This window comes from Achromobacter sp. GQ309, assembly GCF_059759315.1.
The window spans coordinates 92,363-118,396 of record NZ_JCAXDP010000002.1; the positions used below are offsets into that span (position 1 = coordinate 92,363).

Sequence of the window (26,034 nt, forward strand, 5' to 3'; positions counted from 1 at the left end):
CATGCGCTGGCGCAAGAAGACATCCAGGACTCCATCCAACGCCGCGTCGAAGGCCCCGCGCGGCTATTCGCTGCGGCGGCGCCTGATCGGCACGACACTCGGCTCCAGCATCCTGGTCGGACTGGTCAGCACCCTGATCGTGCTGGCCATCGCACGCAAGGAGGTCAACGACGCCTACGACGACTGGCTGGAAGAGGGCGCGCGGCTGGTGCTGGCGCTGGGCGAAGGCAGCATCGGCCGCGTGGCCGGCGAGCGCTCCCCGGCCGACACGCAATCCGCGCTGCGTCTGGACTACCAGCTGGTGTCGCGCACGGGAGAAGTGCTGTTGCGCGGCGAAGACGCGCCCAAGCGGCCGTTCGTGGACCCCGAGCGGCGCGGCGACCGCTATTACGACGTGCGCGCCGACGGCGAGGACTGGCGCGTGTATGTCCGCCACCACGACACGCTGGGGTTTTCGGCACAGGTCGGTCAAGAGATGGACGAACGCACCGATCTGATCTGGGACATGCTCGAATCGCTGGCCTGGCCGCTGGTCGGCCTGTGGGTCCTGTTGGGGCTGATCAACTGGTTTCTGATCTGGCGGCTGCTCAAGCCCCTTGCGCGCATGACGCGCGGCATCGAGGGCAAGTCGCCGACGGACCTGTCGCCCGTGGCCGAGGAGAGCAGGGCGTATGAAGTCCAGTCGATCACGGCGGCGCTGAACCGTCTGCTGGGCCGGCTGGATCATGCGCTGGAAGCCGAGCGGCGCTTCACCGCGGATGCCGCCCACGAACTGCGCACGCCGCTCGCCGCGCTGGCGTCGCGGATCCAGGTGCTGCAACGCAGCCATCCCGCCGAACAGGCGCCGGCGCTTGCCGCCCAGTTGCAACGCCTGCGCGCCGACATGATGCGCACGACCAGCCTGGTCGAAAACCTGCTGCAGCTGGCGCGCCTGGACCCGCAATCGGCCGATGCCATGCCCCGCGAGCGCGTTGAAGTGCCCAGCCTGCTGCAGGACGCCGCCGACGCCTGCGCGCCCACGGCGGCGGCGCAGGGCACTACGATAACGATCGATGCGCGCGAAACGGCACTGGCCGGCAACCGCGATGCGCTTTTTACCGCCTTGCGCAACCTGATCCATAACGCGGTGTCGTACGGCCGCCAAGGCGGCCAGGTGCGGGTCGCTGCCGAACGCGCGGGTCAATACGTCGCGCTCAGTGTGAAGGACGACGGCCCGGGCGTGGCCCCGGCCGATCTCGAGCGCTTGACGCAGCGCTTCTATCGCGTGCTGGGCACCAATGTGCCGGGAAATGGCCTTGGCCTGTCCATCGTCGCGCGCGTGGCGGATATGCACCGCGGGCAATTGCAGTTCGGGCCGGGGCTGGGCGGCCGGGGGCTGGGTGTGACGCTACTTGTGCCCATCGATACGAAGGCGTGACGACATCACGGTCGCATCCGAGCCTAAAGCTAAGGTCTGCTTCATCTTCGGGGCGTCAAATGACGCCATGTTCAACAACGAAGCGCAATCCGCGCAAGGAGCTGCACCATGACCCAGACTACCCGTCGTTCCAAGTTCATCCGCACCTTCCTGGCCAGCGCCGTGCTGGCCGGCGCCGCCGTGGCAGGCGTGGCGCACGCGCAGGGCTACACGGGCCCCAGCACCGGCAAGCCGGCGGCGCAGGGCTATAGCGGCCCCAGCACGGTGGCCGTCACCACGGTCAAGGAATTGCTGGCCAACGGCCGCGATGACCAGAACGCCATCCTGCGTGGCCGGATCGTCTCGCACGACGGCGACGATCACTACACCTTTGACGACGGCACGGGTCAGATCCGCGTCGAAATCGACAACGACGACTTCCCCGCCGGCCAGAAGATCGACGACAAGACTCAGGTCGAGCTGCGCGGCGAACTGGACCGCGATCGCAACAACGTCGAGTTCGATGTGGACAGCGTCCGCGTGATGTAAAGAGCGTGCGGCGGGCGCATACGGTATTCTGTCGGCCTCAAGTCGATACCCGTACCTGTTTGTCGTGAACCCCGTAACGCCCCCCGCCGCGGTCCAGCTGCCCGAAGCCACCATCCGCGCCACCGTCGGGTTGCCCATCCGTCTTGCCGACGGCTCCGAGGCACAGGCGTTGGCGTACAGCTTTCACGGCCTGGCCGACGCTCGCGACCATCTCGCCCTCAAATTCGGGCAACCCGGCCCGCAGCCGCTTGTCCGCCTGCATTCCGAGTGCATGACCGGCGACGTCTTCGGCTCGTTGCGCTGCGACTGCGGCCCGCAACTGCAGGAAGCGTTGCGTCTTATGAGCCAGGAGGGCGGTTACCTGCTGTACCTGCGCCAGGAAGGGCGGGGCATCGGCCTGTATTCCAAGATCGACGCGTACCGGCTGCAGGAATTGGGCTACGACACCTACACCGCCAATCTGGAACTGGGCCACGGCCTGGACGACCGCGACTACACGCCGGCGGCGCAGATGCTGCGGGCGCTGGGCGTCGATGATCTGGAACTGCTGACCAACAATCCCGACAAGCGCACGCAGTTGGAACGCATGGGCATCCGGGTTAGCGGTTGCCGCCTGACAGGGGTTTATCCGAACGAACACAACAAGGGCTATCTGCTGGCCAAGGCGCTGCGCACGCAGCATCGGATCGAGCTCGGCCAGACCGAGGAGTGATGGCCCGCAAGTCCGCTAGCCGCCCCCCGGGCGGCTTTGCTTTTCCCGAATGTAAGGACAAACCCTTATACTCTGGGCCGGTCGATGGGCCGCATTGCCGGCTGCATGGCCGTATCGTGTTTTGGAATTCCTATGAATCAACAACATAAAGACCTGTCCGCGCTCGCAAAAGCGTGGCTGTTTGTGCTGGGCGCGTGCATTCTGGCCGCCGGGCTCTTTTTCGGTTACCACGGCGCTCGCCTGGTGGCCCTGAATGGAAGCTGGTATTTCGTGGTGTGCGGCGTCGTACTTGCCGTCTGCGGCATCCAGATCGCCCGCCGCCGCCCCAATGGCGGCCTGCTTTTCGCGTTGGCGCTGGTCGGCACCGCGATCTGGGCGGTCATCGACGTGGGCCTGCAATTCTGGCCGCTCGTCTCCCGCGTGCTGGTGTTCGTGGGCTTCGGCATCCTGGTCGCGCTGTCGCAGCCGCTGCTGCGCCGGGCACAGAAGCTGCCCGCCAACCCGGCGCCGTCCCGCATTGCGGCCGCCGTGCTGGCGCTGGCCTTTATCGCGACCGTGGCCGGCATGTTCGTGCCGCACGCGCCCGTGTCGCAAGGCGAGACCCTGGCGCTCAAGCCCGTCGCACCCGGCCAGGAACAGAAGGACTGGGCGCACTACGGCAACACCGCCGGCGGCACCCGCTTTGCGGCGCTGGACCAGATCACGCGCGACAACGTGAAGGACCTTGAGGTTGCCTGGACCTACCGCACGGGCGACACCCCCGTCAGCCCCGGTGGCGGCGGTGCCGAAGACCAGCAGACCCCGCTGCAGATCGGCAACCGCGTGTTCCTGTGCACCCCGCACAACAACGTGATTGCGCTGGACGCCACCACGGGCAAGGAACTCTGGAAGGTCGAGATCAACGCCAAGCAGAAGAAGTGGATGCGTTGCCGCGGCCTGGCCTATTTCGATATCGATGCGCCGCTTAAGCAGCCGACCGTCGAAGGCGCGACGCCGGTCAAGGCCGTGAGCCTCGCCGCCGGCGCCGCCTGCCGCCGCCGCATCCTGATGAACAGCGTGACGCCCGAGCTGATCGCGCTGGACGCCGACACCGGCGCCTTCTGCGCCGACTTCGGCGACCAAGGCCGCGTGGACCTGCGCGCCGGCATGGGCAAGGGCGCCGACAAAGGCGAGTATTACCCGACCTCGGCCCCGACGCTGGCCGGCACGACCATCGTCATCGGCGGCCGCGTGGCGGACAACGTCAGCACCGACATGCCTGGCGGCGTGGTGCGCGGTTTCGACGTGGTGACCGGCGAGCTGCGCTGGGCCTTCGATCCGGGCAACCCGGAAGACCAGGCCGCGCCCGCAGACGGCCAGACCTACGTACGCTCGACCCCGAACGTGTGGGCGCCGATGTCGTATGACGCCCAATCGAACACCGTGTTCATGCCGGTTGGCAGCGCCGCGGTGGACCTGTGGGGCGTGAAGCACACCGCGCTTGACCGCAAATACGGCGCCTCCGTGCTGGCCGTCGATGCCAGCACCGGCCGCGAGAAGTGGGTCTACCAGACCGTGCATGACGACCTGTGGGACTTCGACGTCCCGATGCAGCCGTCCTTTGCCGACTTCCCCGTCGACGGCAAGACCGTGCCCGCGCTGGTGTTCGGCACCAAGGCCGGCCAGATCTTCGTGCTGGATCGTCAGACCGGCAAGCCGCTCACCCGCGTCGAAGAACGCAAGGTGCCGGCCGGCAACATCCCCGGCGAAACCTATTCGCCGACCCAGCCGTTCTCGGTCGGCATGCCTTCGATCGGCGCGAACGACATGAAGGAATCGGACATGTGGGGCGCCACGCCGTTCGATCAGCTGCTGTGCCGTATCCACTTCAAGTCCAAGCGCTACACGGGCCTGTTCACGCCGCCTGGCACGGATCCGTCGTTGAACCTGCCCGGCTCGCTGGGCGGCATGAACTGGGGCGGCATCTCGATCGACCCGGTGAACGGCTACCTGTTCATCAACGACATGCGCGTCGGCCTGGAAGTGCAACTGGTCGAAGCCGGCGCCAACGCCAAGAAGAGCGACGGCAATGAAGCCGCCGCCATCCAGGGCCCCGTGGCGCTGTCGGGCACGCCCTACGCGATCAACGCCAAGGTGCGCTTCATGTCGCCGCTGGAGATCCCGTGCCAGGCGCCGCCGTTCGGTACGCTGACCGCCGTGGACCTGAAGACGCAGAAGATGGTCTGGCAGGTGCCGGTCGGCACGGTGCAGGACACCGGTCCCTTCGGCGTCAAGCTGGGTCTGCCGATTCCGATCGGCATGCCCACCATCGGCGGCACGCTCGCCACGCAGGGCGGCCTGGTGTTCATCGCCGCCACGCAGGACTACTACCTGCGCGCGTATGACGCCGGCACGGGCAAGGAAGTGTGGAAGGTCCGCCTGCCGGTCGGCAGCCAGGGCACGCCCATCAGCTACAAGTCGACCGTCGATGGCAAGCAGTACATCGTCATTTCGGCCGGCGGCGCGCGCAACTCGCCGGACCGTGGCGATTATGTGATCGCCTACGCGTTGCCGGGCGAGGTCTGAGCCTTGCGGTAGGTTGAACGCTAGGGCGCTCCACGGAGCGCCCTTTTCGTTGTGGGCGAGGGCAGCGGACGTGGTGCTGCGGGACCTAACCGCTGTGCCGATGCTTGCCGGTCTTGATGAACAGGTCCGAGAAACTTTCCCAGTCCTGCAGGTACACGAACATCTCGCCGTCATCGCCTTCACACAGCGCGGATCCCCGGCTGCTTTCCTCCCAGAATGCGAAGAAGGGAAGCCGGCGGATGTCGTCCAGGCGCACCAGACGGTCTTTCACGATGGGCAGCCCAAAGTAGGTTGTGGTCATATGCCGAGCCTCGATGTTGCGACAGGGAGGAAAAATCTTACCGGCGAAAGCGAACAGCCAAGAAGAGCTAAAGAAGGTAGTGCGCCAGGACTGCTGCGGGTCAACACAATGGCGTGAGCAGCGGCTCGTCGGCGTATAGACGGTCCGTGTTATCCAGGAACATCTGCACCATGGCCTGCATGGCCTCGGGCGACCACCCGGCAACGTGCGGCGTCAACACCACGTTGTGCTGATCAGCAAGGCCCGCAGGCAATTGCGGTTCGCCTTCATAAACATCCAGCGCAGCACCCGCAATCGTCTGCTCGCGCAGCGCGCACTCCAGAGCGGCGGTGTCCACCACGCTGCCGCGCGCGATGTTGATTAGATATCCATTCGCGCCCAGACGCGAAAGGACGCCGGCATCGATCAGGTGGAAGGTCGCGTCGCCACCGGGGATGGCGACCAACAGCACGTCAGACCATTGCGCCAATTCTTCCAGCGTTGAAAAGTAACGATGCGCCGAACCCGTGCGTGGACGGCGGTTGTGGTATCCGATCTGCATTTCGAATGCCTGCGCTCGCAATGCCACTTTTTCGCCAATTCCGCCAAGGCCGACAATGCCCAGCTTCTTGCCCGACACGTTGGGAGGCAGCGGCAACTGGGTGCGCCACACGCCTTGCCGCGTAAGCTGGTCCAGACGCGGAATGCCACGGATAACCGCGATCATCAGGCCCATGGCGTGGTCGGCGACACAACTGTCGTTGGTGCCGGCCCCGTTGGCGACCTTGATGCCGCGCTGCCTGGCGTGATCCAGGTCGATTTTTTCGTAACCGGCGCCCATCGAATACACCAACTTCAAATTGGGCAAGGCGTCCATCTGCTCCGCCGTCAAGCCAATGGCGCCGATGGTCATCACCACCTCAACGCGCGAGGCGTGGTCGGCAATGGCCTGCGCGTACTGCTCTGGCGTCGGCGTGAAGATGACTTCGAAGTGGCGGGCGATCTGGTCGCGGTCGGACTGCGTGACCGGATTCATGATGATGAGTAGAGGCTTTGGGGAAGACATGCTGGGAGGGGAATCCATATCAAATTTCGGTGTGCCGGGCGACCAGACCGACGCGCACGTTGCTCAAGTGGGCTTGCATCGCCGCGCGCGCGCCTTCCGGGTTGCGGTCCACAATAGCCTGCAGGACGGCAATGTGCTCGTCGCAGCCAGGGATCAGCCGCTCCGGCGCGCCATTCTGGTCAAAACATCGCGCCTTGATGCGCAGGTCGTGGATGGCCTGCGCCATCAGCCGGTTGCCGCTAGCCCGGGCGATGCTGTCGTGCAGCAGGTTGTCGACACGATGATTCTCTTCGTGAGTGGCGTGTTGCCGGCGCCGGATCTCTTCGACCTGCTGGAGCAGGGCAGCAGTCTCAGCCGGGGGCATGCGGGTCGCGGCCGCGGCGGCCGCGTCGCCTTCCAGCAATACGCGCATCTGGAAGATTTCCAGGTACTGGCGCAGCGACGGTTCCGGCACGATCAGTTGGCCGCGGGCGGTGCGAACCGCAAAGCCCGCCCCGATCAGCCGGCTCATCGCTTCGCGCAGCGGCGTGCGCGATACGCCGAGCGCGCTGGCGAGCGTGCGCTCCTGCAGCGGCCGGTTAATGGGCAATTTGCCGAGCTGGATCATGTCCAGCATGGTCGAATAGGCCTCTTCGACCAGGTCTCGCGCGTCGGCGGAGGGGGCAGTTGCCGCCTGCCGAAGGTGGGGCGGGGATGCTTCCATGGCGTGCGTGATGGACATGGGGATCAGGGAAAGAGTAGGGGGAAGATGGGAAAGTTCGGATCGGCCCGTAGCGCAGCTTCACGGTCGCGGATCCAATCCAAATAGTCCCGCCAGCGTTGCACGGCCTGCGCCGGTTCCAGCGGCTCGAAGCGCACCCGCTGGCCCGGCCGCATCTGGGCGAGCCGGGGAAGGTCGGCGGAGATCACGGTTGCGATCTTCGGATACCCGCCGGTGGTCTGGCGGTCATTCATGGCAATGAGGGGCTGCCCCGCGCCCGGGATCTGGATGCTGCCTGCCGCAATGGGGTCGGTGATGATGTCGGCGCCCTTGGCGTGCGCGATGGCCGGGCCTTCCAGGCGCAAGCCCATGCGGTCGGACTGAGGCGCCAGGCAATACGTGGCTCCAAGAAAGCGTTCGATTTCAGCCGGTGCAAAGTGGTCCTGCTGCGGCCCGAGCACGATGCCGACGGGCTCGTCCCGGTAGAACCAGCCGGTGTCGCGGGCCGCCAGCCACCGTCGTGGGAAGCGGCTTCGGCTATCGCCCGTGCCGAGCAAGTCGCCTCGCGCCAGCGCACGGCCATCGAGGCCCCCGAGCCGGGCGCGCGTAAGCGTGGACGCGCTGCCCAGGACGGGCGTGACGGCAATGCCGCCACCGACCGCGAGATAGCCGCGAACGCCGCGCTCCAAGGGCCCGATCGTCAATGTGGCCCCCGCTGGCAGACGATGGGACTGCCAAGGAGTCAGGGCGCGCGCGGGCAATGCGCCGGTTGCGGCGATGTGCAGAGTGGCAGTACCAGCGAAAGCGATTGCACAGTCTGCGTCCAGCACCGTCAGCCGGCCGCCCAGCAAGGTGAATTCCAGCGCTGCGGCGTTGGGCGTGTTGCCGACGAGCGCGTTGGCCAGGCGCAGCGCACCCGGATCCATGGCGCCCGATGGCGGCACGCCCATGTGCTCATAACCCGCGCGGCCCAGGTCCTGCACCGTGGTCAGCATCCCGGGCACTTCGACGCGTAGCCGGGCTTTCATGGCCGGACTTCCCTTTGTGGCTGCGGACGGCTGGCGGGATCGTCCTGCTGGGCGGCCAAGTGTTCGAACGCGTCGGCGTCGATTGGCGTGAACACGACCTCGTCGCCAGCTTCGAACAAGAAGGGCTGGGCATGGCGCAGATCAAAACTGCGCCAGGGCGTGCGGCCGATCAGGTGCCATCCGCTGGGCCCGGGCACCGAGGCGATGGCGGTCTGCTGCCCGCCAATGTTGACGCTGCCCGCGGGCGTGTGCGCGCGGGGCATGGCGCGGCGGGGCGTGTGCAGCAGGGGATCGAGGCCCCCTAAATACGCGAATCCGGGCAGGAAACCTACCATGTAGACCCGGTAGACGGGCGCCGTGTGGCGCGCGATGAGCTGCGCGGGGGCCAACTGGTGTAGGTCCGCGAGCGCCTGCAGGTCCATCCCGTGGTCGCCGCCATAGCAGACGGGAACCTCCCAGCGGCGTGGAACGGGCATGGGCGCGCCAGCACAGGCGTCAAGGCTGCGTGCGATCAGGTCGCGCACTGCGCCGTGCCCAATCAGGAGCGGATCGAAGCCCACCGCCAGCGAGCGGTACGCGGGGACCACGCTCGACAAGCCTCGAGTCTTGCGCAAGGCGCTTCGCAGCTTGTGCGCCAGCGCCAGCACCTGTGCGTTCGTGTCGGCGTCGATACGGTCGGCGAACTCGATCAGCAGCGTGCGGTCACCTGCGGGAACGATGCGAGGCACCGGGGAAGGCGTGGAGATTGGCGCGGCGGTCATCATGCTGCGTTGGCGAATTCCATGGCGTCAGCCGGATGAAAACCCCATGTCACGGCCTGGCCCGGCGTGCGCTGAGCCACGTCCTCGTTCAACGGCGCATAGGCCAGGATGATCTTGTCATAGGCTGCGATGAAGACCTTCCAGTGCACGCCGCAGAAGGTCGACGCCACCACTTTTCCCGAATGCCGCTGATCGCCGCCGGCCAGACGGCTGCCCAGGCGCAGATGTTCAGGACGCACGCCCAACACACCGTCGTTGGCGGGCAGGAAATTGCATTCGCCCAGGAAGCCGGCGACGAACGCACTGGCAGGCGTGCGGTACAGGCTCTCCGGTGATCCGGCCTCGACAATGCGGCCCTGTTCCAGGATGACGATGCGATCCGACAGGTTCATAGCCTCTTCCTGGTCATGCGTGACAAAGACGACGGTCAGCCCCAATTCCTGGTGCAGCCGGCGCAATTGAAGCTGGATGGACTGGCGCAGGTTCTTGTCCAGCGCGCCCAGCGGCTCATCCATCAGCAGGATGTCCGGGTTGAACACCAGTGCGCGGGCCAGCGCGACGCGCTGCTGCTGACCGCCCGACAGCGCACCCGGCTTGCGGTCCTGAAGCGGAGCGAGGCTCACCAGATCCAGGGCTTCCAGCACGCGGCGGCGGATGTCTCCATCGTTCAAGCGACGCATGCGCAGCGCAAACGCCACGTTCTCAAACACGCTCATGTGAGGGAAGAGGGCGTAGTTCTGGAACACCATGCCGATGTTGCGATCCGCGATTGGGATGTGCGTGACGTCGCGTCCCCCGATCGTCACCACGCCCGCATCCGGATGTTCGAATCCGGCAATGATCTTGAGCAGCGTGGTCTTGCCAGAGCCGGACGCGCCCAGCAGCGTGCAGAACTCGCCTCGGGCCACGGCCAGGTCGACGTCGGGCAGGGCGACTGAATCGCCATAGCGCTTGTGGATGCCCGCGAGCGTCAGCGGCTTTCCTTGGCTTTCAGGCGGGCGTTGCGGGAGGATGTCGTTAGCGTTATGCATGTCAGTGTTCCTTCTTTTTGCTGATCAGCAGGTTGGCGAGTAGAATGAGTGCCGTTGCGCCGACCAGTAGGCAGGAGGCGGAGATAACGGTGGGATCGAAGTCGTTGGCCAGGCCTTCGAACATCAGTTTTGGGAGGGTGCGGTTGCGTATCGTCGTCAGGAATAGCGCCATGACCACGTCGTCGAAAGAACTGACGAAGGCGAAGACGGCGCCGCCGATCAGGCTGGGGATCAGCGCCGGCAGCATGACCAACCTGAACATCGCGGGCCAGGTGGCGCCCATGCCCAGCGCAGCAAGCTCGAGGCTCGGATCCAGGCTGCGCAGCGCCGCGCGCATGGTGATGTAGACGTACGGCGCGGCCAGCACCGTATGACCAAGGATCACGGCCATGGAGTTCGCGACCCAGCCGACGGGCGCGAACAGGTAGTACAGCGCGACCGCCGTGACGATGGCTGGGACAGACATGGGGACGATGAAGAATGCGTCCAGCCAGCCTTGATGGCGCTTAGCCAATCTGCTGACCCCCAAGGCTGCTGCAGTGCCCAGCGCCGTCGCAAGCAGGGTGACGACGATGGCTATCCGAGTGCTGGACGCCAAGGCGGCCAGCCACTTGCCATCGGTAAAGAAGTTCTCGTACCACCGCAGCCCATAGCTGGGTGGCGGAAAGATGGGGAAGTCCGTCGTGCCGAAACTCATCGGGATGACGACGACGATGGGCAGCAGCAGGAATACGGCGCATATCACGCCCAGCACTGCGGATACCCGGCCGCCCGGCGTGCGTCGATAGCCCGTGTGGTTGCTGCCCTTGCCGGAGCTGGCGCTGATCAGATTGTTCAGGCCGAACAGCCGGTTGAACAGCCACAGCGATAGCAGCACGGTGGCTAGCAGCACGCCAGCCAGGGCCGACGCCAGCCCCCAGTTCAGCTCTTCCGTGATGTTGTGCGAAATCAGTTCGGCAGCCATGCGCTGGGCAGGCCCGCCCATCAGCGACGGCGTGATGTAGTAGCCGACCGCGTTCATGAAGACGATGATGCCGCCCGCAACGGCGCCGGGACTGGTCAGAGGCAGGATGACCCTGCTGAAGATGCCTGCGGATCCTGCACCCAGGCCTTGCGCGGCCTGCACCAGACTGCCGTCCAGGGACCGGAACGAGGCATAGAGCGGTAGCACGACAAAGGGCATGAGCACGTGCGTCATGCCCACCATCACACCGGTGAAGTTATAGAGAAATGCCATCGGCTGGTCCAGAATGCCCACTGTCGTCAGCAGCGTGTTCAACGGCCCGTTCTTGCCCAGCAAGGCGATCCACGCCGATGTGCGCACCAGCGCGCTGGACCAGAAGGGGAGCAGCACCGTGAAGAACAGCACGCGCGCCACCGTGGGCGACACGGTCGCCATCAGGTAGGCCAGCGGATAGCTCAACAGCACGCAGGCCAGCGTGACCGCCGCGGCGATCGTGAACGTGTTGACGAGCACGATGCGGTAGATCGGCGTGTCCAGCAGATGGCGATAGTGGCCCAGCGTCAGTCCGCCGTCCTCTCCCTTGAAACCGTTGCCGAGCAGACCTGCAATCGGGCCGGCAAAGAACAACAGCAGGAAAAGCAGCAGCGGCAGCGCGGCAAGGGCCGCAACGCGGCCGCGCCGGGAGGCGGCGGCCCGGCGCGGTGTGGCGACGGGCAGGGAAAGGGCGTCGGTGCTCGTAGTCATGGCATCTTGGCGCCGGCGCGCACACCGGCGTCTGAGTGAAGAGGCAGAAAGATCAGCGGGCGCGGACCTGGTTGTAGCGTTCGGTGATGGCCGGGCCGTTCGTATCCCAGAACTCCGAATTCAGGAAGATGCTGTTCTTCAGGCGCTCGGTGGTCGACGGCAGACGCTCCAGGCGTTTGGCGTCGATCAGCGGCAGCGCTTGCTCGGTGGTCGGGCCGTACGCGATGTACTTGCTGAATTCGGCCTGGTGCTTGGGCTGGATCATGTAGTTCAGCAGCTTGATGGCCGCGTCTCGATTTGGCGCGCCCTTGACGATGGCGAAGTAGCCGACCTGGGCGATGCTGTCGCCCCAACCCATGGCGATGGGCAGACCTGAATCGATGCCTGCCTGGAAGCGGCCGTTCCAGCCCAGCGCCATCACCACTTCGCCGCTGCCCAGCGCGTTGACCGGTTCCGCGCCGCTCTTCCACCAGCGGGCGACGTGCGGCTTGATCTCGTCGATCTTCTTGAAAGCACGATCCAGGCCTTCAGGGGTGGCCAGCACCTTGTACACGTCGGCAGGCGCGACGCCGTCGGCGATCAGCGCCGCTTCGATCACCGTCGCGGGATCGTCCTGGAGGGTGCGCTTGCCAGGAAACTTCTTCACGTCCCAGAAATCGGCGAACGTGCTGGGCTGAGGCTTGCCGGCAGGGAACGCCTGCGTCGAAAAGCCGATGTTGGTGGAGAAGATTTCGGACGGCACGCCGTAATCGTTGCGGGCATTTGCGATGACGTGGTCCTGGTTGACCATGTCCGGCGTGATCTTCTCGAAGACGCCAAGCTTGATGCCGCGTGTGAGGCGGGCGCTGTTCTCAGTCACCACATCCCACGTGATCGACTTGGTGTCGATCATGGCGCGAATCTTCGCGACCTGCGGATCGGTGTCCTCGTGAACCGTAATGCCGGCCTCCTTGGAAAAGGGCTTGAGCCACGCGTCCCGGATTGCGCCTTGGTAGTTGCCTCCCCAGCTTGCGAAATTGAGCTCGGCCGCTTGTGCGGCGCCCGTGGCCATCGCCAGCGCGGCGGCGACAGTGCACGTGACGTTCTTCCATGTGAAATTCATTGCTTGGACTCCGTTCCATAAGAAAAGCGCGGTGGGCAGACTCGCCCCGATCCAGGGCATTTCGCCTCGGCAAGTCCTTGGCATGCAATTTGCATGCCAACGGTATGCCAAACATTCAAACTCGCCTTTTCTCGGAGTCCTTCAGATGCACGATGTAGACCTCAATTCCGACCTGGGAGAGAGCTTCGGCCACTATAAGATCGGTGCCGACGAGGCCATGCTGGATCTCATCACGTCGGCCAACGTGGCCTGCGGTTTTCACGGTGGTGATGCATCCGTGATGCACCAAACCGCAGCATCCGCCCTAAAGCGGGGCATCGACGTGGGCGCCCATCCGGGCTTCAACGACCTCTGGGGATTTGGACGGCGCAAGATCGTCGGCGACAGCCCGCAGGCTATCGGCGACATGCTCGCGTACCAGATCGCCGCAATGCAGGGCATGGCGCGCGCGGCCGGGCATCGCGTGACGCACGTGAAGGTGCACGGCGCATTGGCCACGCTGGCGTTCGAGGACCGCGCGCTTTCCGAGGCGCTGACCTGGGCGATGCGCACGCTCGATCCGGAACTGGTGCTCGTCTGCACGCCGTACAACGAAACCGAGCGCGCGGCGCGCCGGGCGGGCATCCGCGTGGCCTGCGAGGTCTTCGCCGATCGTCTCTATGGCGACAACGGGCTCACACTGCCGCGCAGCGAGCCGGGCGCCGTCATCCACGATCCGGCCGCGGCGGCTGCGCAGGCGCTGCGCATGGTGCGAGAACAGGCAATCCGCACAGTGGGGGGCAGGGTGGTAGAGATGCCGGTGCACACGATCTGCGTGCACGGTGACAACCCGCAAGGCGTGGAGATTGCGCGCGCGGTGCGCGATGCGTTGCTGGAAGAGGGCGTGCGCCTGCGGCCGATTTCGCAGCTGGACTTTCAGTAGGGCGCGTCTTTTTGCGCTTGCCGGATCAGCGTCTTCAGCACGGTCGCGAAACGCTTCGCCGTGTTGGAGAGCGGGCTGCTGGCCGAATGCAGCAGATGAATGGCATGGCTGAGCGCGGGTTCGGTCGGCAGCAGGATGAAGTCTTTGCGGAAGCTGGGGTGATAGCCGAACGACTCGATCAGCGCCACGCCCACCCCCTGGCGCACCAGCGACAGCGCTTCGGGCGTGGAACGTATTTCGATCTGCGGGTGCACTGACGCCGCTCCCGAATGGAGGAACCGGCTGGCCAGACGTCCGAACGGCGTGTCTGCGCCATAGCCAATGAGCAGATGGCCTTGCAGGTCGTCGGCCCGCAGCCGGCTGCGCACCGCCAGCGGATGACCGCGCGGCACTGCGCACCCCAGCCACCCTTGGCCGATCTCCTCGCTGACGATATTGGCGTTCACCGGCGGGGGCATCGAGGCGATACCGAAATCGGCCTGTCCCAGCAACAGGTGCGGCAGCAGCGCGTCGAAGGCCAGCGGGCGGTAGCGGATGGGCGTATCGGGATGCCGTTCGCGAAACTTCTGGATCGCGTGCGGGATGAGCCATTCGCTGAAGCTGGGGCTGGAAACGAGGCTTACGGCGCCAGCCGAACCCGCGCCCAGCGCGCCCGCCAGATCGTTGAAGCGATTGACGCGGCCGAAGATCTCTTCGGCCTCGACAAAGAGGCGGCGCGCCTCGGGAGTGGGATGCAGACGCCCCTTGACGCGCTCGAACAGCCGGTAGCGCAAACGGTTTTCGGCCGAGGCGAGCAGACGGCTCACGGCGGGTTGCGTCACGGACAGCATGCGACCCGCTTCGCTGAGCGAACCGGTCAGCATCACGGCGTGAAAGACCTCGATCTGGCGAAGCGTCAGCGCTCCGGGCGCAGAGGGAAGGGGGCCGGACATAAGAAAGAGCTCGTGGACGGGAACGCGTTGCCGGCCATTTTATGCCTGGGAAGCGCGGCTGCGTGCACACAACGGACCCGCCATGACCTTTTGCGCGCAACCCATAACTAAATGCACAGTCCCGACGCCGGGTCCGCAAGGCCTGCGTAGCGCACAAAACGCTTTGTTTTCAAGGCTTGGCGAGTCCCGGGTGCGAGCGCCGGACGGGGCATTTCGCTTGGCGGGCCGTCTTTGCGCACCGCCGGCGCCGCGTCATGCTGCGAGCCATATCGCAACCCATCTCAGGATTTTCCATGTCCCGCATCGTCACCGTCGCTGCCGCCCAATTGGGTCCGATCCAACGTTCCGAAGGTCGCGATGTTGCGATCGGCCGCATGATACGGCTGATGGAGCGCGCGCATCAGCGCGGCGCGCAGGTCGTGGTGTTTCCGGAGCTGGCGCTGACGACTTTCTTTCCCCGCTGGTATTGCGAGGACCTGGACGAGGCCGACGCCTGGTTCGAACCCGGCCTGCCGTCACCCGCCACACAGCCGCTGTTCAATGCCATCAAACGCTTCGGCTTGATGGTTTACCTCGGCTACGCCGAACTGGCCTGGGAACCGGACGAGCAGGGCGTGGTGCGCAAGCGCCGGTTCAACACGTCTGTCGTGATCGCGCCAAACGGCGAAATCGTGTTCAAGTACCGCAAGGTCCATTTGCCCGGCCACGCCGAGTTTGCCGAACATCGCCAGGTCCAGCATCTGGAAAAGCGCTACTTCGAAGTAGGCAACCTGGGCTTTCCCGTCGTACGCGCGCCGGTCGCATCCGGTATCGACGCCAATCTGGGCATGCTGATCTGCAATGACCGGCGGTGGCCGGAAGCCTGGCGCGTGCTCGGCCTGCAACAGGTCGAACTGGTGATGCTAGGCTACAACACGCCCAGCCGGAACCAGGACAACCGCGGATTTGAGGCGCACCACCTGAGGGTGCTGCATTCGCATCTGTCCATCCAGGCCGGCTGCTACCAGAACGCCACCTTTGCCGCGGCCGTCGCAAAGGCCGGCACCGAGGACGGCCACGAACTGCTGGGCCATTCCATCATCGTCAATCCGCAGGGCGAGATCATCGCGATGGCTGCGACGTGGGACGACGAGCTGATCGTCGCCGACTGCGACCTGGACTTGTGTGAATTGGGCCGCAGCACGGTCTTCAACTTCGCCAAGCATCGCCGTCCCGAAGCCTATAGCCGGCTGATCGAGCAGACCGGCAGCGTCGCGCCCGCCGTCTGGACGCCGTCCGCCTGATGCGTCCCAATTCTTCTCCCTTGCTGGATAGCTCCATGACCGCGATGCCCCTGCCTCTGACCATCGAACACGAAATGCTCGGCACCCTGCGCGTGCCGGTATACGCCGACGTGACCGCCGCCGCCCAGCGGCTGGCGCCCCATGTGCGCCGTACCATGCTGTTGCGCTCGCCCGTCCTTGATGAACTGGCGCAGGCGCCAGTCTGGCTGAAGCTGGAGAACCTCCAGGTGACGGGTTCGTTCAAGGCCCGTGGCGCGTTCAATGCCTTGCTGAACATGGAGCCAGCCCAACGCGAGCGTGGCGTGGTGGCGTATTCGACCGGCAATCACGGCCAGGCTGTCGCGTGGGCCAGCCGCTGCCTGCGCGTTCCCGCCACCATCGTGATGCCGGTCGACGCGCCGGAAAACAAGGTGGACAAGGCGCTGCGCCATGGCGCCAGGGTCGTGCGCTACGACCGCACTCGCGAAAGCCGCGAAGAGATTGGCATGCGTCTACTGGCCGAAACCGGCGCCACGCTGCTGCCGCCCGGCGACCATCCCGACGTGCTGGCAGCCCAGGGCACGCTGGCGCTGGAAGCCCTGCAGGACCTGCCCGCCGCAGCGCTTGCAAACCTGGGTCTGTTCGCGACGCCGTGCGGCGGCGGAGGCATGGCGGCGGGCTGTTCACTGGTGTTGCGCGAGCTTGCTCCACAAGCCCGGATGGTGGCCGTGGAGCCCCTCGAATTCGACGACACGGTGCGGTCGCTGGCCTCCGGCAAGCGTGAAACCAATCCGGCGGGCGCCAAGACCTTGTGCGACGCGCTGCAGGCTGCGACGCCGGCCGAACTGCCCTATGCGATCAACAGCCGGTCCCTGAGCGCTGCCGTGTCCGTGAGCGACGACGAAGTCGCCGCCGCCATCCGTTTCGCGCTCGAAGAACTGCGCCTGGTGATCGAGCCGGGTGGGGCGGTTGCGCTTGCCGCGTTGCTGGCGGGAAAGCTGTCGGCCGACGGCCGCGATGCGGTCATCGTGCTCTCAGGCGGAAACATCGATCTACCGCTTTTGCGTCAGATCGCCCTGGACTGAGCGCTCGCGCCGCAGTCCGGAACGGCGGGACCCTTTCAGGCCTGCCGAGCAGTAACGGCGCCCATCGGGCGCCTTGCAACCCACGCGGGACGCAGAGCCCGCGCGGATACACCTATAACAGTCCAAGGAAGAAAACCATGTCCACGTATCAAAGCAGCGCCAAGCGCTGGCTCGCGGCCGCGAGCGCAGCATTTACCTTGATGGCGGCGTCCGCCGCGCAGGCCGCTTATCCCGAACATCCGGTCACGATCGTCGTGCCGTTCAATACCGGCACCACGCCCGACCTGGTGTCGCGCCTGCTGGCCGCGGAAATGGCCAAGCAGACGGGCGGCAACTTCGTGGTGCAGAACCGCACCGGCGCGTCGGGCATCATCGGAACCCAAGCGGTAGCGAACGCCGCGCCAGATGGCTACACGATTGGGTTTGCCAACGTCGCTACGCTTGCCATCAATCAAAGCCTCTACGCCAAGCTGCAGTACGACGCCGACAAGCAGTTGGCGCCTGTCGCGCTGACGGGCTCCGTGCAGAATCTGCTGGCCGTGCGCCCCGGCTTGAACGTCAAGAGCGTCGCCGAGCTGATCGCCATGGCCAAGAAGGACCCGGGCAAGCTGGTCGTCGCCTCGGGCGGCAATGGCACCACCGGGCACCTGAGCGCCGCGATGTTCGGCACGATGGCGGGCGTGGAATTCATGCATGTGCCGTACAAGGGCGGTGTCGAAGCGGATCTGGCCGTGCTGCGCGGCGAAGCCGACCTGGTGTTCGACAACATTTCGTCCATCGCGGGTTTCGTGGAGCAGGGCAAGGTCGTGCCGCTGGCCGTCACCGATCTTCAGCGCGATCCGTCGATGCCCAATCTGGCGACGCTGGATGAGCAGGGTCTGAAGGGCTACCGTGCGGTGGCCTGGACCGGGTATGTGGCGCCGGCGGGCACCGATCCGAAGGTGCTGGACTTTCTGAACGCCGCCTTCAACAAGGCCCTGCAATCCCCCGGCGTGCAAGAAAAGCTCAAGAGCATGGCCTATGTGCCGAACATCGGCCCGCGCCAGCAGCTCTTTGAGCGCGCGCACGCGGAGCGCCCGGTCTGGGCTCAGGTGATCCAGCAAGCCAACGTCAAGATTGACTGAATCTTATGAACCACGAACGCTACGACCTGCTGATCCGTGGAGGCACGGTAATTGATGGAACCGGCGCTGACCGCGTCCGGGCCGACGTGGGCGTGAGCGGCGGCCGCATTGCGGCCGTCGGCGACCTGGACGGCGCCACCGCCGATCAGGTGCTGGAGGCGGGCGGCCGGATCGTGTCGCCCGGCTTCATCGATACGCACACCCACGATGACCGCTACCTGTCGATGGATCCCGGCATGCCCGCCAAGCTGAGCCAGGGCGTCACCACGGTCGTGACCGGCAACTGCGGCATCAGCCAGGCACCGTGGCGTCCGGGTTGGCGAGACGAGGTGCCGGCGCCGATCAACCTGCTGGGCAACGAGTTGGCCGACTTCCCGTACGAGACCTTCGGCGCCTACCTGGAAAACCTGGACCGGCATCCGCCCGCCGTGAATGCGGCTTGTCTGGTGGGACACACGTCGCTGCGCGCCGCCGCGATGGCCGACCTGAACCGCCCCGCGACGGCGGCCGAGATCGAACACATGCAGGCCTTGCTTCGCGAAGCCATGGAGAGCGGCGCGATCGGCCTGTCGACCGGCACTGCATATCCTGCGGCCATGCCAGCCACGTTGGATGAACTGATGGCTGTTGCCAGCGTGCTGCGCGAGCATCGCGGGCTTTACGCCAGCCATATCCGCGACGAGGGCGACCGCATCTTCGCCGCGCTGGATGAGGCCTTCGCCGTGGGCGCCGCCGGCGATGCGCCCGTCCTGATCTCGCATCACAAGCTGATCGGTCCACGCAATCATGGCCGCTCGGTTCAAACGCTTGCGCACATCGACAAAGCGGGGCAGGGGCAGAAGGTGGCGCTGGATTGCTATCCCTACGTTGCAGGATCCACCATCCTGCGCAAAGACCGCCTGGCGGTGTCCAGCCGCGTCATCGTGACCAAGTCGGTGCCATATCCCCAGTACGCAGGACGCGATCTGGACGACATCGCGCTTGATATGGGTCTGAGCCCGGAGGACGCGGTCGATGCACTGCAGCCGGCTGGCGCGATCTACTTCATCATGGACGAGACGGACGTCCAGCGCATCCTGGCGTACCCGGGCACAATGATCGGCTCGGACGGCATGCCGCACGATCCCGCGCCGCACCCGCGTCTGTGGGGCACGTTCCCGCGGGTCCTGGGCAATTACTGTCGCGACATCGGATTGTTCACGCTGGAGCAGGCCGTGCACAAGATGACGGACAAGCCCGCCGCTTACTTCCGCCTGCCGCAACGCGGCCGCATCGCGGAGGACTACGCGGCCGATCTCGTCGTGTTCGATGCAAACACCATCGCCGACACCGCAACCTGGTCGTCGCCGACGAGCCAGGCAGTGGGCATCGACTACGTGCTGGTCAACGGCAGCGTTGCGTGGCAGGCGGGAGCCGCCACTGGATCGCGCCGTGGCAAGGTGATTCGGCCGGGCCGCTGAGCACGCATGACCGGCGGTTTGACCGGCTGATTGCCCCGGGACAAAGTGGGCCACGAGGAAGGTCTCTCGTGGTCCTAGCCATATTACGCATAATGTGTATTATGTAAAGTACTAAATAGGCGTTTTTGTCCCGCCACCACGCCGCCATCAGATAAGATGCGCGCCAAGCCTCCCCAACCCATCCCCATCCAGACCCCATGACCCCGCGCGTCGCCATCATCGAAACCATGGAGAACACGCAGCTCGGCCTTCTGCTGAGCGCGCTGAATGAAGCCCAGGCCGACATCACCTGGTTCCGCGTTTATCGCGACGGTCTTGGCGACATTGCCCTTGACGACTTCGACGCCCTGATCGTTCCCGGCGGCTGGCCGAGCGCGCAGGACGATGATCTTTATCCTTACCTGCCCAAACTCGTCGCGCTGATGCGCACATTTGGCGACGCCGGCAAGTCCGTGCTGGGCATCTGCTTAGGTGCGCAGGTGCTGGCCCGCGCCTACGGCGCCGACAACCTGTTGGGAGTGGCGCGGGAGTTCTCCTGGACGCCGCTGACCGTGACGGACGATGGGCGCGCCGATCCGCTGTTTGCCGAATTACATGGCGGCTTCACCAGTTTCCAGTGGCACGTCGACACCTACACCCTGCCCCCGTCCGCCCTCCTTCTGGCCCGATCCGAAATGGTCCAGAATCAGTGTTTCCGCGTGGGGCGGGCAACTTACGGCATGCAGTTCCACTTTGAAGCCAGTGGCGACGTGGTTCACGACTGGACGCGCGGCAATCCCGAGCGGGTCAATCGCATTGCGCCGGGCTGGCTGGAGACCCAGGCGGCCGAGGACCGGGCCCGCTTTGCCGCCGACGCCGACGAAGCCGGCGCGCGGATCGCCCGCGCATTTGTGGCCACCATCGGCCAGCGCGCGCGGACCTGATCGACACCGGCCCGAACAAAAAAGGCGATGCCAGGTTTCCCGGCATCGCCTTTTTGCTTTCACCGAGGGTCAGCGCTTCTTGGACGCCTCGTATTTCGCCTTGTTGGCTTCGTTCGGCGGGTACAGGCCCGGCAGCACGGCGCCATTGTTGACCTCGTCCATGATCCAGCCTTCAAACCGTTCCTGCTCGACGGCGGCGTCAACCACGTCGGCCAGCAGCGCGGCCGGGATGACGACGGCGCCGTCCTGGTCGGCAACGATCACGTCATCGGGAAAAACGGCCACGCCGCCGCAGGCGACGGGCTGCTGCCAATCCACGAACGTCAGGCCGGCCACCGACGGAGGCGCCGCCGCCCCGCTCGCCCAGACGGGCAGCTTGGTTCCCAGTACACCGGCCAGATCGCGCACGACGCCGTCGGTCACCAGTCCCGCGACGCCACGCTTGGCCATGCGGGCGCACAGGATGTCGCCCCAGATGCCGGCGTCTTTCACGCCCATGGCGTCGACCACCGCGATGCAGCCAGAGGGCATCTGTTCGATGGCGCCGCGGCTGGATTTGGGCGAGGACCATGATTCCGGCGTGGCCAGGTCTTCGCGGGCCGGCACGAAGCGCACCGTGAACGCGCGGCCGACGATGCGTTCGAGGCCTTGCGCCAACGGGAAGGCGCCGCGGATCCAGACGTTGCGCAGCCCTTTCTTCAACAAAATGGTGGTCAGTGTTGCCGTCGTGACGCCGGACAGCGCCTTGAAATGAACCTCGTCCGAAACGGTCATGGGTTTTTCTCCCTGTGAAATCAGAATGGGCGCTCAGCGCGCCCGAGCTCGATGCGGCAGATGCCTTAAACCAGATCCCGCGCGCGCGCGTCGCGCTTGCCCAGGCGCGCCAACAGATGATCGACCTCGGTCCGCGCCTGCTTGGTCAGCGCAGCACCCGGCCGGCGTTGCGCCGCACTGGTCAGGATGCCCCGGCGCATCATCACGTATTTGCGCACGGCCAGGCCGACACCCGGCTGCTGTTCGTAGCGCAGCAGCGGCAGGTGCGCATCGAACAGATCATGCGCCTCTTCGGTCCTGCCCTCGCCTACCCATTTGACGAAGTCGCACAGCATGTCGGGAAAGCAGTATCCGGTGTTGGCGCCGTCGGCGCCGCGCGCCATTTCGTAGTCCAGGAACAGGCCGTTGTTCCCGCACAGGATCGAGATATGCCGCATGGCGCCTTCGGCTTCAAAGCGGCGCAGCGCCGAGATCTTCTCCAGGCCCGGCCAGTCTTCGTGCTTGAGCATGACGCACGAAGCCAGATCGGTCACGATCCGCCGGATGACCGTGGGCGCCATCTGCACCGAGAACGTCAGCGGATAGTCCTGCAACACAAACGGAACGTCGTCGCCAATGGCCTCCACCGCCTGGTGGTAGTAGTTGACGATCTGATCGTCGGTGCGCAAGGTGTTGGGCGGCGCGATCATGACGCCGGCCGCGCCACGGTCCATCACCTCGCGCGTGAGCGAACGCATGGAGGCGAAGCCGGGCGCGGACACGCCCACCACGATGGGAATGCCCTGCGATTTGCCGATCACCTGCGAGGCGATTTCCAGGGATTCCGCGAAGTCCAGTTTGGGCGCTTCGCCCAGTTGGCCCAATACGGTCAGGCCGGTCGAGCCGCAAGCCAGATAGAACTCCATCATGCGGTCGATCGAGGCGTGGTCGACGGAACCATCGTCAAAGAACGGCGTCGGGGCGATGGGATATACGCCTTTCGCGTCAGCAGTCAGTTTCATGGTCTGTTTCTTCAAGAAGTGGGTTGAGTCAGGCGTCAGGCCTTAGATGCTTGCGATGAGGCCGCCGTCCACCCGGATCGTCGATCCGGTGATGTAGCTGGCCCGCGCGCTGGCCAGAAACGCAACCGCATCGCCGTATTCCTGCGGGTCACCGTAACGACCCACCGGAATGGCGCTGGTGCTTTCGCGGCTGACGTCCTCTACGCTGCGCCCTTCGCGCTTGGCCCGGGCTTCGTCCAGAAAAGAGATGCGCGCCGTCGCAATGCGGCCCGGCAGCACGATGTTCGACGTGACGCCGTCCTTGCCCACTTCGCGCGCCAGCGTCTTGGACCACCCCACCAGCGACATGCGCAGCGCGTTGGAGATGCCCAGATTCGGAATCGGCGCGATCACGCCCGACGAAGTGCTGGTGATGATGCGGCCCCACTGCCGTTCCCGCATGCCCGGCAGGATGCGATCAGTCAGCTTGATGACGGACAGCACCATGCCTTCAAAATGCTCGCGCCAAAGATCGGCTTGCTGCCCGAAAGACGGCGTGGGCGGCGGGCCGCCGGTGTTGTTGACCAGGATATCGACAGGACCCACGTTGGCCTCGATCCACGCCACCTGGCTGTCAAAGGCGTCCAGTGCACGCAGATCCCATTGCAGGGCAAAGGCAGACAGGCCCTGAGCCTTGATGCCGTCGGCGGTGGCCGTTGCGGCGTCAAGGTTCAGATCGGCGACGACCACCTTGGCGCCTTCGCGCGCCAGCGACTGTGCAATGGCGCTGCCCAGGCCACCGCCGCCGCCCAACACCAGCGCCGTCTTGTCTTTGATACCCAAATCCATCTTTACCTCCGTACGAAAAAAGCTTGATCAGTCAGCGCTGAGCGCTGGCCGGCCTATCTTGACCGCGTCGAGCCACCCTGCGCCTGATGGATCGCAAGGTGAACCATGTAGACCTCATTTTCTTGCCAAAGCGCGTCGCGGAAAAACGGAAAATTGTTGGATAGATCATTCGTTTTATGAATGATTTGCCAGTTGCAACGTATGCGTCTCCCAGCGTGAAAACTGTCAACGCGGGCAATTCCGCTATATTGGGGCCACCATTTTCATGCACGAATTGAATGAACCCGCGCCGCCTCACCCCCTCCATGTCCCTGCTGTTGGCCTTTGAAGCCAGCGCCCGTCATCTGAGCTTTACGCGAGCGGCTACCGAGCTTGCGCTGACGCAAAGCGCGGTTAGCCGGCAGGTGCAGGCGCTGGAGGATCTTCTGGAAGTCGCGCTCTTTCGCCGGGAAAAGCGGCGGATTGTGCTGACCGAGGCGGGCACGGGATACCAGAAAGAACTGGCCGCCGCCCTGCAGCGCATCCGCAGCGCATCGCTTCAGGCGATCTCGCACCGCACTGGCCGAGGCGCCTTCCACCTGGCCGCGTTGCCCACGTTTACGGCCAAGTGGCTGATGCCCAGGCTGCACCGCTTCTATGCGCGCCATCCCGGCATTCTGGTTCACCTGCATTCACGCGTGACGCGCTTCGACCTGGATCTGGCCGGCATCGACGCCGTCATTGCCGTGGGCGATGGCGACTGGCCGGGACTGGTCCCGCATCGGCTGATGAATGAACACGTCATCCCGGTCATCAGCCCCGACATCGCCGCGCGCCAGACCATCCGCAGGCCCGCAGACCTCATCCAGCACGTGCTGCTGCAAGTCGCGGCCCGGCCGGCCGTGTGGCAACGCTGGTTCGAAGCCCACGGCCTGCCCGTGCGCTCGATGCGCTGGGGCGCGCAGTTTGAACTGACAACGCACCTGATCCAGGCGGTGGCGTCGGGCTTGGGCGTGGGGCTGTTGCCGACCTTCCTGGTGGAGGATGAGTTACGGCAAGGCGTGCTGGCGCCCGCATTGGATGAGGAATTCAGCACGGGCGCGGGATACTTTTTCCTTGCGTCGCCAGACAAGTTGGCCATCCCGGCGGTGGCGGCGTTTCGGGATTGGTTGCTGGATGAGAGCGCGGGGGGTGAATTCCCGCGTTGATCTCAAGCGGGCCGCATCCGCGTTCACCACTATTCAACAGTTCAACAATCGTTGTATTATCCGGCGCATGAATGAAGAACATGCCGTGCTCGCCCTCGCCGCCTTGGCCCATTCCCAACGCCTGCGCGTATTCCGCGCCCTGGTCGTCGCCGGACAAGAAGGCCTGACCCCCAGCGTGCTTGCCGACCAGCTTGCCGTGGCGCGCAACACGTTGTCATTCCATCTGAAAGAGCTGGCGCATGCGGGACTGGTCTCCATCGAACAGCAAGGCCGCAACCTGATCTACCGCGCCGACTTTTCCCGCATGAACGGCCTGCTGGGCTATTTGACCGAGCACTGCTGCGCGGGCGCGCCTTGCGCAGTCACCGATCGCGGCGCGTGTGAATCCTGCTGACCCAGCCCCCCTACCTACCGCCCTTCTCTCCTGCAACCCATGCCCTCCACCGCACCCGCCGCACGTCTGGCGCCCCAGCGCCCTTCCATGAGCGTCTTCGAGCGCTATCTCACCTTGTGGGTTGTTCTCTGTATCGTCCTGGGCGTGACATTGGGCCAGGCGGCCCCCGGCGTGTTCCAGGCCATCGGTCGCATGGAAGTCGCCCAGGTCAATTTGCCGGTCGGCATTCTGATCTGGGTGATGATCATCCCGATGCTGCTGAAGGTGGACTTTGGCGCGCTGGATCAGGTCAAGCAACACTGGCGTGGTATCGGCGTGACGCTGTTCATCAATTGGGCAGTCAAGCCGTTCTCCATGGCCTTTCTGGGCTGGCTGTTCATCCGCCACGTTTTCGCCGCCTGGCTGCCGGCCGACGAGCTCGACAGCTACATCGCGGGTCTGATCCTGCTTGCCGCCGCCCCGTGCACGGCAATGGTGTTCGTCTGGAGCCGGCTGACGGGCGGGGATCCGGTTTTCACGCTATCTCAGGTGGCGTTGAACGACACGATCATGGTGTTTGCCTTCGCCCCGGTGGTTGGACTGCTGCTCGGCCTGTCCGCCATCAGCGTGCCGTGGGACACGTTGCTGGTTTCCGTTGGGCTGTACATCGTGGTGCCGGTCATCCTGGCACAGGTGTGGCGCCGCGCGTTGCTGCGGCGCAGTCAGGCGGCGTTCGATGCCGCGTTAGCGCGGATCGGTCCGTTCTCGATGGCCGCCCTGCTGCTGACGCTGGTCCTGCTGTTCGCGTTTCAGGGCGAAGCCATCATCGGGCAGCCCTTGGTGATAGCGATGCTGGCGGTGCCCATTCTGATCCAGGTGTTCTTCAATTCCGGCCTGGCGTACTGGCTCAACCGGCGCGTCGGTGAAAAGCACAGCATCGCGTGCCCGTCCGCGCTGATCGGCGCGTCCAACTTCTTCGAACTCGCGGTCGCAGCTGCGATCAGCCTGTTTGGCTTTCAGTCCGGGGCGGCGCTGGCAACGGTGGTCGGCGTGCTGATCGAGGTCCCCGTCATGCTGCTCGTCGTGCGGATCGTGAATCGGAGCAAGGGCTGGTACGAAGCCGGCGCCACGCGCAACTGACGCTGCGATGGCCATCGGACATGCCATGAGTTCGATCACGATCAATCACAACCCTGCTTGCGGAACCTCCCGCAAAGTCCTTGCGCTCATTCGCAACAGCGGCGAAGCCCCCACCATCGTCTGGC

Annotated in this window: 25 protein-coding genes and 1 pseudogene; 14 read left to right on the plus strand and 12 right to left on the minus strand. The window is 65.2% G+C overall.

From position 1 onward, the window contains the following. Nucleotide 1 precedes the first annotated feature (1 nt). From AC6CIE_RS05845 to AC6CIE_RS05860, 4 genes are all read left to right on the plus strand, one after another. A complete protein-coding gene (locus tag AC6CIE_RS05845; RefSeq protein ID WP_498091612.1) occupies nucleotides 2-1,417 on the plus strand; it encodes an ATP-binding protein in 1,416 nt (471 codons plus the stop codon). A gap of 108 nt (nucleotides 1,418-1,525) precedes the next feature. Then, complete coding sequence (locus tag AC6CIE_RS05850; protein ID WP_498091614.1) at nucleotides 1,526-1,945, plus strand: YgiW/YdeI family stress tolerance OB fold protein; 420 nt, start codon at nucleotides 1,526-1,528, stop codon at nucleotides 1,943-1,945. A gap of 130 nt (nucleotides 1,946-2,075) precedes the next feature. Then, complete coding sequence (gene ribA, locus AC6CIE_RS05855) at nucleotides 2,076-2,657, plus strand: GTP cyclohydrolase II RibA (protein ID WP_255809482.1); 582 nt, start codon at nucleotides 2,076-2,078, stop codon at nucleotides 2,655-2,657. Nucleotides 2,658-2,789: 132 nt separating this feature from the next. Continuing rightward, nucleotides 2,790-5,222 carry a membrane-bound PQQ-dependent dehydrogenase, glucose/quinate/shikimate family gene (locus AC6CIE_RS05860; protein WP_498091616.1) on the plus strand — a complete coding sequence of 811 codons (2,433 nt, stop codon included), beginning with the start codon at nucleotides 2,790-2,792 and terminating at the stop codon, nucleotides 5,220-5,222. Between the two features lie 85 nt (nucleotides 5,223-5,307). Here the strand turns inward: AC6CIE_RS05860 and AC6CIE_RS05865 are convergent, their stop codons facing one another. The 8 genes from AC6CIE_RS05865 to AC6CIE_RS05900 all read right to left on the minus strand — a co-directional run bounded on the left by AC6CIE_RS05865 (nucleotide 5,308) and on the right by AC6CIE_RS05900 (nucleotide 12,898). Further along, on the minus strand, nucleotides 5,308-5,523 hold the full coding sequence (locus AC6CIE_RS05865; RefSeq protein ID WP_218343895.1) for a hypothetical protein: 216 nt from the start codon (nucleotides 5,521-5,523) through the stop codon (nucleotides 5,308-5,310). Nucleotides 5,524-5,623: 100 nt separating this feature from the next. After that, nucleotides 5,624-6,568 (minus strand): 2-hydroxyacid dehydrogenase, encoded by a 945-nt coding sequence (locus tag AC6CIE_RS05870; RefSeq protein ID WP_498091617.1) that lies wholly within the window; start codon nucleotides 6,566-6,568, stop codon nucleotides 5,624-5,626. Between the two features lie 19 nt (nucleotides 6,569-6,587). Next, a complete protein-coding gene (locus AC6CIE_RS05875) occupies nucleotides 6,588-7,289 on the minus strand; it encodes a GntR family transcriptional regulator (RefSeq protein ID WP_498091618.1) in 702 nt (233 codons plus the stop codon). 5 nt (nucleotides 7,290-7,294) lie between these two features. Beyond that, a complete protein-coding gene (locus tag AC6CIE_RS05880; RefSeq protein WP_498091620.1) occupies nucleotides 7,295-8,296 on the minus strand; it encodes a 5-oxoprolinase subunit C family protein in 1,002 nt (333 codons plus the stop codon). Next, nucleotides 8,293-9,057, minus strand: coding sequence for a 5-oxoprolinase subunit PxpB (gene pxpB, locus AC6CIE_RS05885; protein ID WP_498091622.1), 765 nt, complete (start codon nucleotides 9,055-9,057; stop codon nucleotides 8,293-8,295). The genes AC6CIE_RS05880 and pxpB overlap by 4 nt, the downstream gene beginning before the upstream one ends. Beyond that, complete coding sequence (locus tag AC6CIE_RS05890; protein WP_498091624.1) at nucleotides 9,057-10,088, minus strand: ABC transporter ATP-binding protein; 1,032 nt, start codon at nucleotides 10,086-10,088, stop codon at nucleotides 9,057-9,059. Before AC6CIE_RS05890 ends, pxpB begins: the two co-directional genes overlap by 1 nt. Nucleotide 10,089: 1 nt before the next feature. Continuing rightward, the gene (locus tag AC6CIE_RS05895) at nucleotides 10,090-11,796 is read right to left on the minus strand and encodes an ABC transporter permease subunit (RefSeq protein ID WP_498091626.1); all 1,707 of its coding nucleotides are present in this window, start codon (nucleotides 11,794-11,796) and stop codon (nucleotides 10,090-10,092) included. A 52-nt stretch (nucleotides 11,797-11,848) separates the two neighbouring features. Then, nucleotides 11,849-12,898, minus strand: a complete 1,050-nt coding sequence (locus AC6CIE_RS05900; RefSeq protein WP_286936383.1) for an ABC transporter substrate-binding protein — start codon at nucleotides 12,896-12,898, stop codon at nucleotides 11,849-11,851. A gap of 145 nt (nucleotides 12,899-13,043) precedes the next feature. Between AC6CIE_RS05900 and AC6CIE_RS05905 the strand changes: the two genes are divergently transcribed. Next, nucleotides 13,044-13,820: a LamB/YcsF family protein gene (locus tag AC6CIE_RS05905; RefSeq protein ID WP_498091628.1), complete on the plus strand. Its 777-nt coding sequence runs from the start codon at nucleotides 13,044-13,046 to the stop codon at nucleotides 13,818-13,820. Here the strand turns inward: AC6CIE_RS05905 and AC6CIE_RS05910 are convergent. Further along, complete coding sequence (locus AC6CIE_RS05910) at nucleotides 13,814-14,752, minus strand: LysR family transcriptional regulator (RefSeq protein WP_498091629.1); 939 nt, start codon at nucleotides 14,750-14,752, stop codon at nucleotides 13,814-13,816. The genes AC6CIE_RS05905 and AC6CIE_RS05910 overlap by 7 nt on opposite strands. Nucleotides 14,753-15,045: 293 nt before the next feature. Here AC6CIE_RS05910 and AC6CIE_RS05915 point away from each other — a divergent pair, with 293 nt between their 5' ends. From AC6CIE_RS05915 to AC6CIE_RS05935, 5 genes are all read left to right on the plus strand, one after another. Next, the gene (locus AC6CIE_RS05915) at nucleotides 15,046-16,035 is read left to right on the plus strand and encodes an N-carbamoyl-D-amino-acid hydrolase (protein ID WP_498091631.1); all 990 of its coding nucleotides are present in this window, start codon (nucleotides 15,046-15,048) and stop codon (nucleotides 16,033-16,035) included. A 35-nt stretch (nucleotides 16,036-16,070) separates the two neighbouring features. Continuing rightward, nucleotides 16,071-17,099 (plus strand): threonine ammonia-lyase, encoded by a 1,029-nt coding sequence (locus tag AC6CIE_RS05920; protein ID WP_498091633.1) that lies wholly within the window; start codon nucleotides 16,071-16,073, stop codon nucleotides 17,097-17,099. Between the two features lie 137 nt (nucleotides 17,100-17,236). Then, a complete protein-coding gene (locus AC6CIE_RS05925) occupies nucleotides 17,237-18,223 on the plus strand; it encodes a Bug family tripartite tricarboxylate transporter substrate binding protein (RefSeq protein ID WP_498091635.1) in 987 nt (328 codons plus the stop codon). A gap of 5 nt (nucleotides 18,224-18,228) precedes the next feature. Then, nucleotides 18,229-19,683, plus strand: coding sequence for an N-acyl-D-amino-acid deacylase family protein (locus AC6CIE_RS05930; RefSeq protein WP_498091637.1), 1,455 nt, complete (start codon nucleotides 18,229-18,231; stop codon nucleotides 19,681-19,683). 197 nt (nucleotides 19,684-19,880) lie between these two features. After that, the gene (locus tag AC6CIE_RS05935; protein WP_175185256.1) at nucleotides 19,881-20,606 is read left to right on the plus strand and encodes a type 1 glutamine amidotransferase; all 726 of its coding nucleotides are present in this window, start codon (nucleotides 19,881-19,883) and stop codon (nucleotides 20,604-20,606) included. A 69-nt stretch (nucleotides 20,607-20,675) separates the two neighbouring features. Here the strand turns inward: AC6CIE_RS05935 and AC6CIE_RS05940 are convergent, their stop codons facing one another. From AC6CIE_RS05940 to AC6CIE_RS05950, 3 genes are all read right to left on the minus strand, one after another. Then, nucleotides 20,676-21,380, minus strand: a complete 705-nt coding sequence (locus AC6CIE_RS05940; protein ID WP_175121516.1) for a ribonuclease activity regulator RraA — start codon at nucleotides 21,378-21,380, stop codon at nucleotides 20,676-20,678. Nucleotides 21,381-21,445: 65 nt separating this feature from the next. Beyond that, entirely contained in the window at nucleotides 21,446-22,381 is a 936-nt protein-coding gene (locus AC6CIE_RS05945; RefSeq protein WP_498091639.1) for a dihydrodipicolinate synthase family protein, read from the minus strand. A 42-nt stretch (nucleotides 22,382-22,423) separates the two neighbouring features. Further along, nucleotides 22,424-23,209 (minus strand): SDR family oxidoreductase, encoded by a 786-nt coding sequence (locus AC6CIE_RS05950; RefSeq protein WP_286936399.1) that lies wholly within the window; start codon nucleotides 23,207-23,209, stop codon nucleotides 22,424-22,426. A 278-nt stretch (nucleotides 23,210-23,487) separates the two neighbouring features. Here AC6CIE_RS05950 and AC6CIE_RS05955 point away from each other — a divergent pair, with 278 nt between their 5' ends. From AC6CIE_RS05955 to AC6CIE_RS05970, 4 genes and pseudogenes are all read left to right on the plus strand, one after another. Continuing rightward, nucleotides 23,488-24,396 carry a LysR substrate-binding domain-containing protein gene (locus AC6CIE_RS05955; RefSeq protein WP_286896269.1) on the plus strand — a complete coding sequence of 303 codons (909 nt, stop codon included), beginning with the start codon at nucleotides 23,488-23,490 and terminating at the stop codon, nucleotides 24,394-24,396. A 67-nt stretch (nucleotides 24,397-24,463) separates the two neighbouring features. After that, a complete protein-coding gene (locus AC6CIE_RS05960) occupies nucleotides 24,464-24,790 on the plus strand; it encodes an ArsR/SmtB family transcription factor (RefSeq protein ID WP_175121987.1) in 327 nt (108 codons plus the stop codon). A 39-nt stretch (nucleotides 24,791-24,829) separates the two neighbouring features. Further along, nucleotides 24,830-25,909, plus strand: a complete 1,080-nt coding sequence (arsB, locus tag AC6CIE_RS05965) for an ACR3 family arsenite efflux transporter (protein ID WP_498091641.1) — start codon at nucleotides 24,830-24,832, stop codon at nucleotides 25,907-25,909. A 25-nt stretch (nucleotides 25,910-25,934) separates the two neighbouring features. Then, nucleotides 25,935-26,030 (plus strand): annotated as a pseudogene (locus tag AC6CIE_RS05970) (arsenate reductase); the annotation flags it as partial. Nucleotides 26,031-26,034 lie beyond the last annotated feature (4 nt).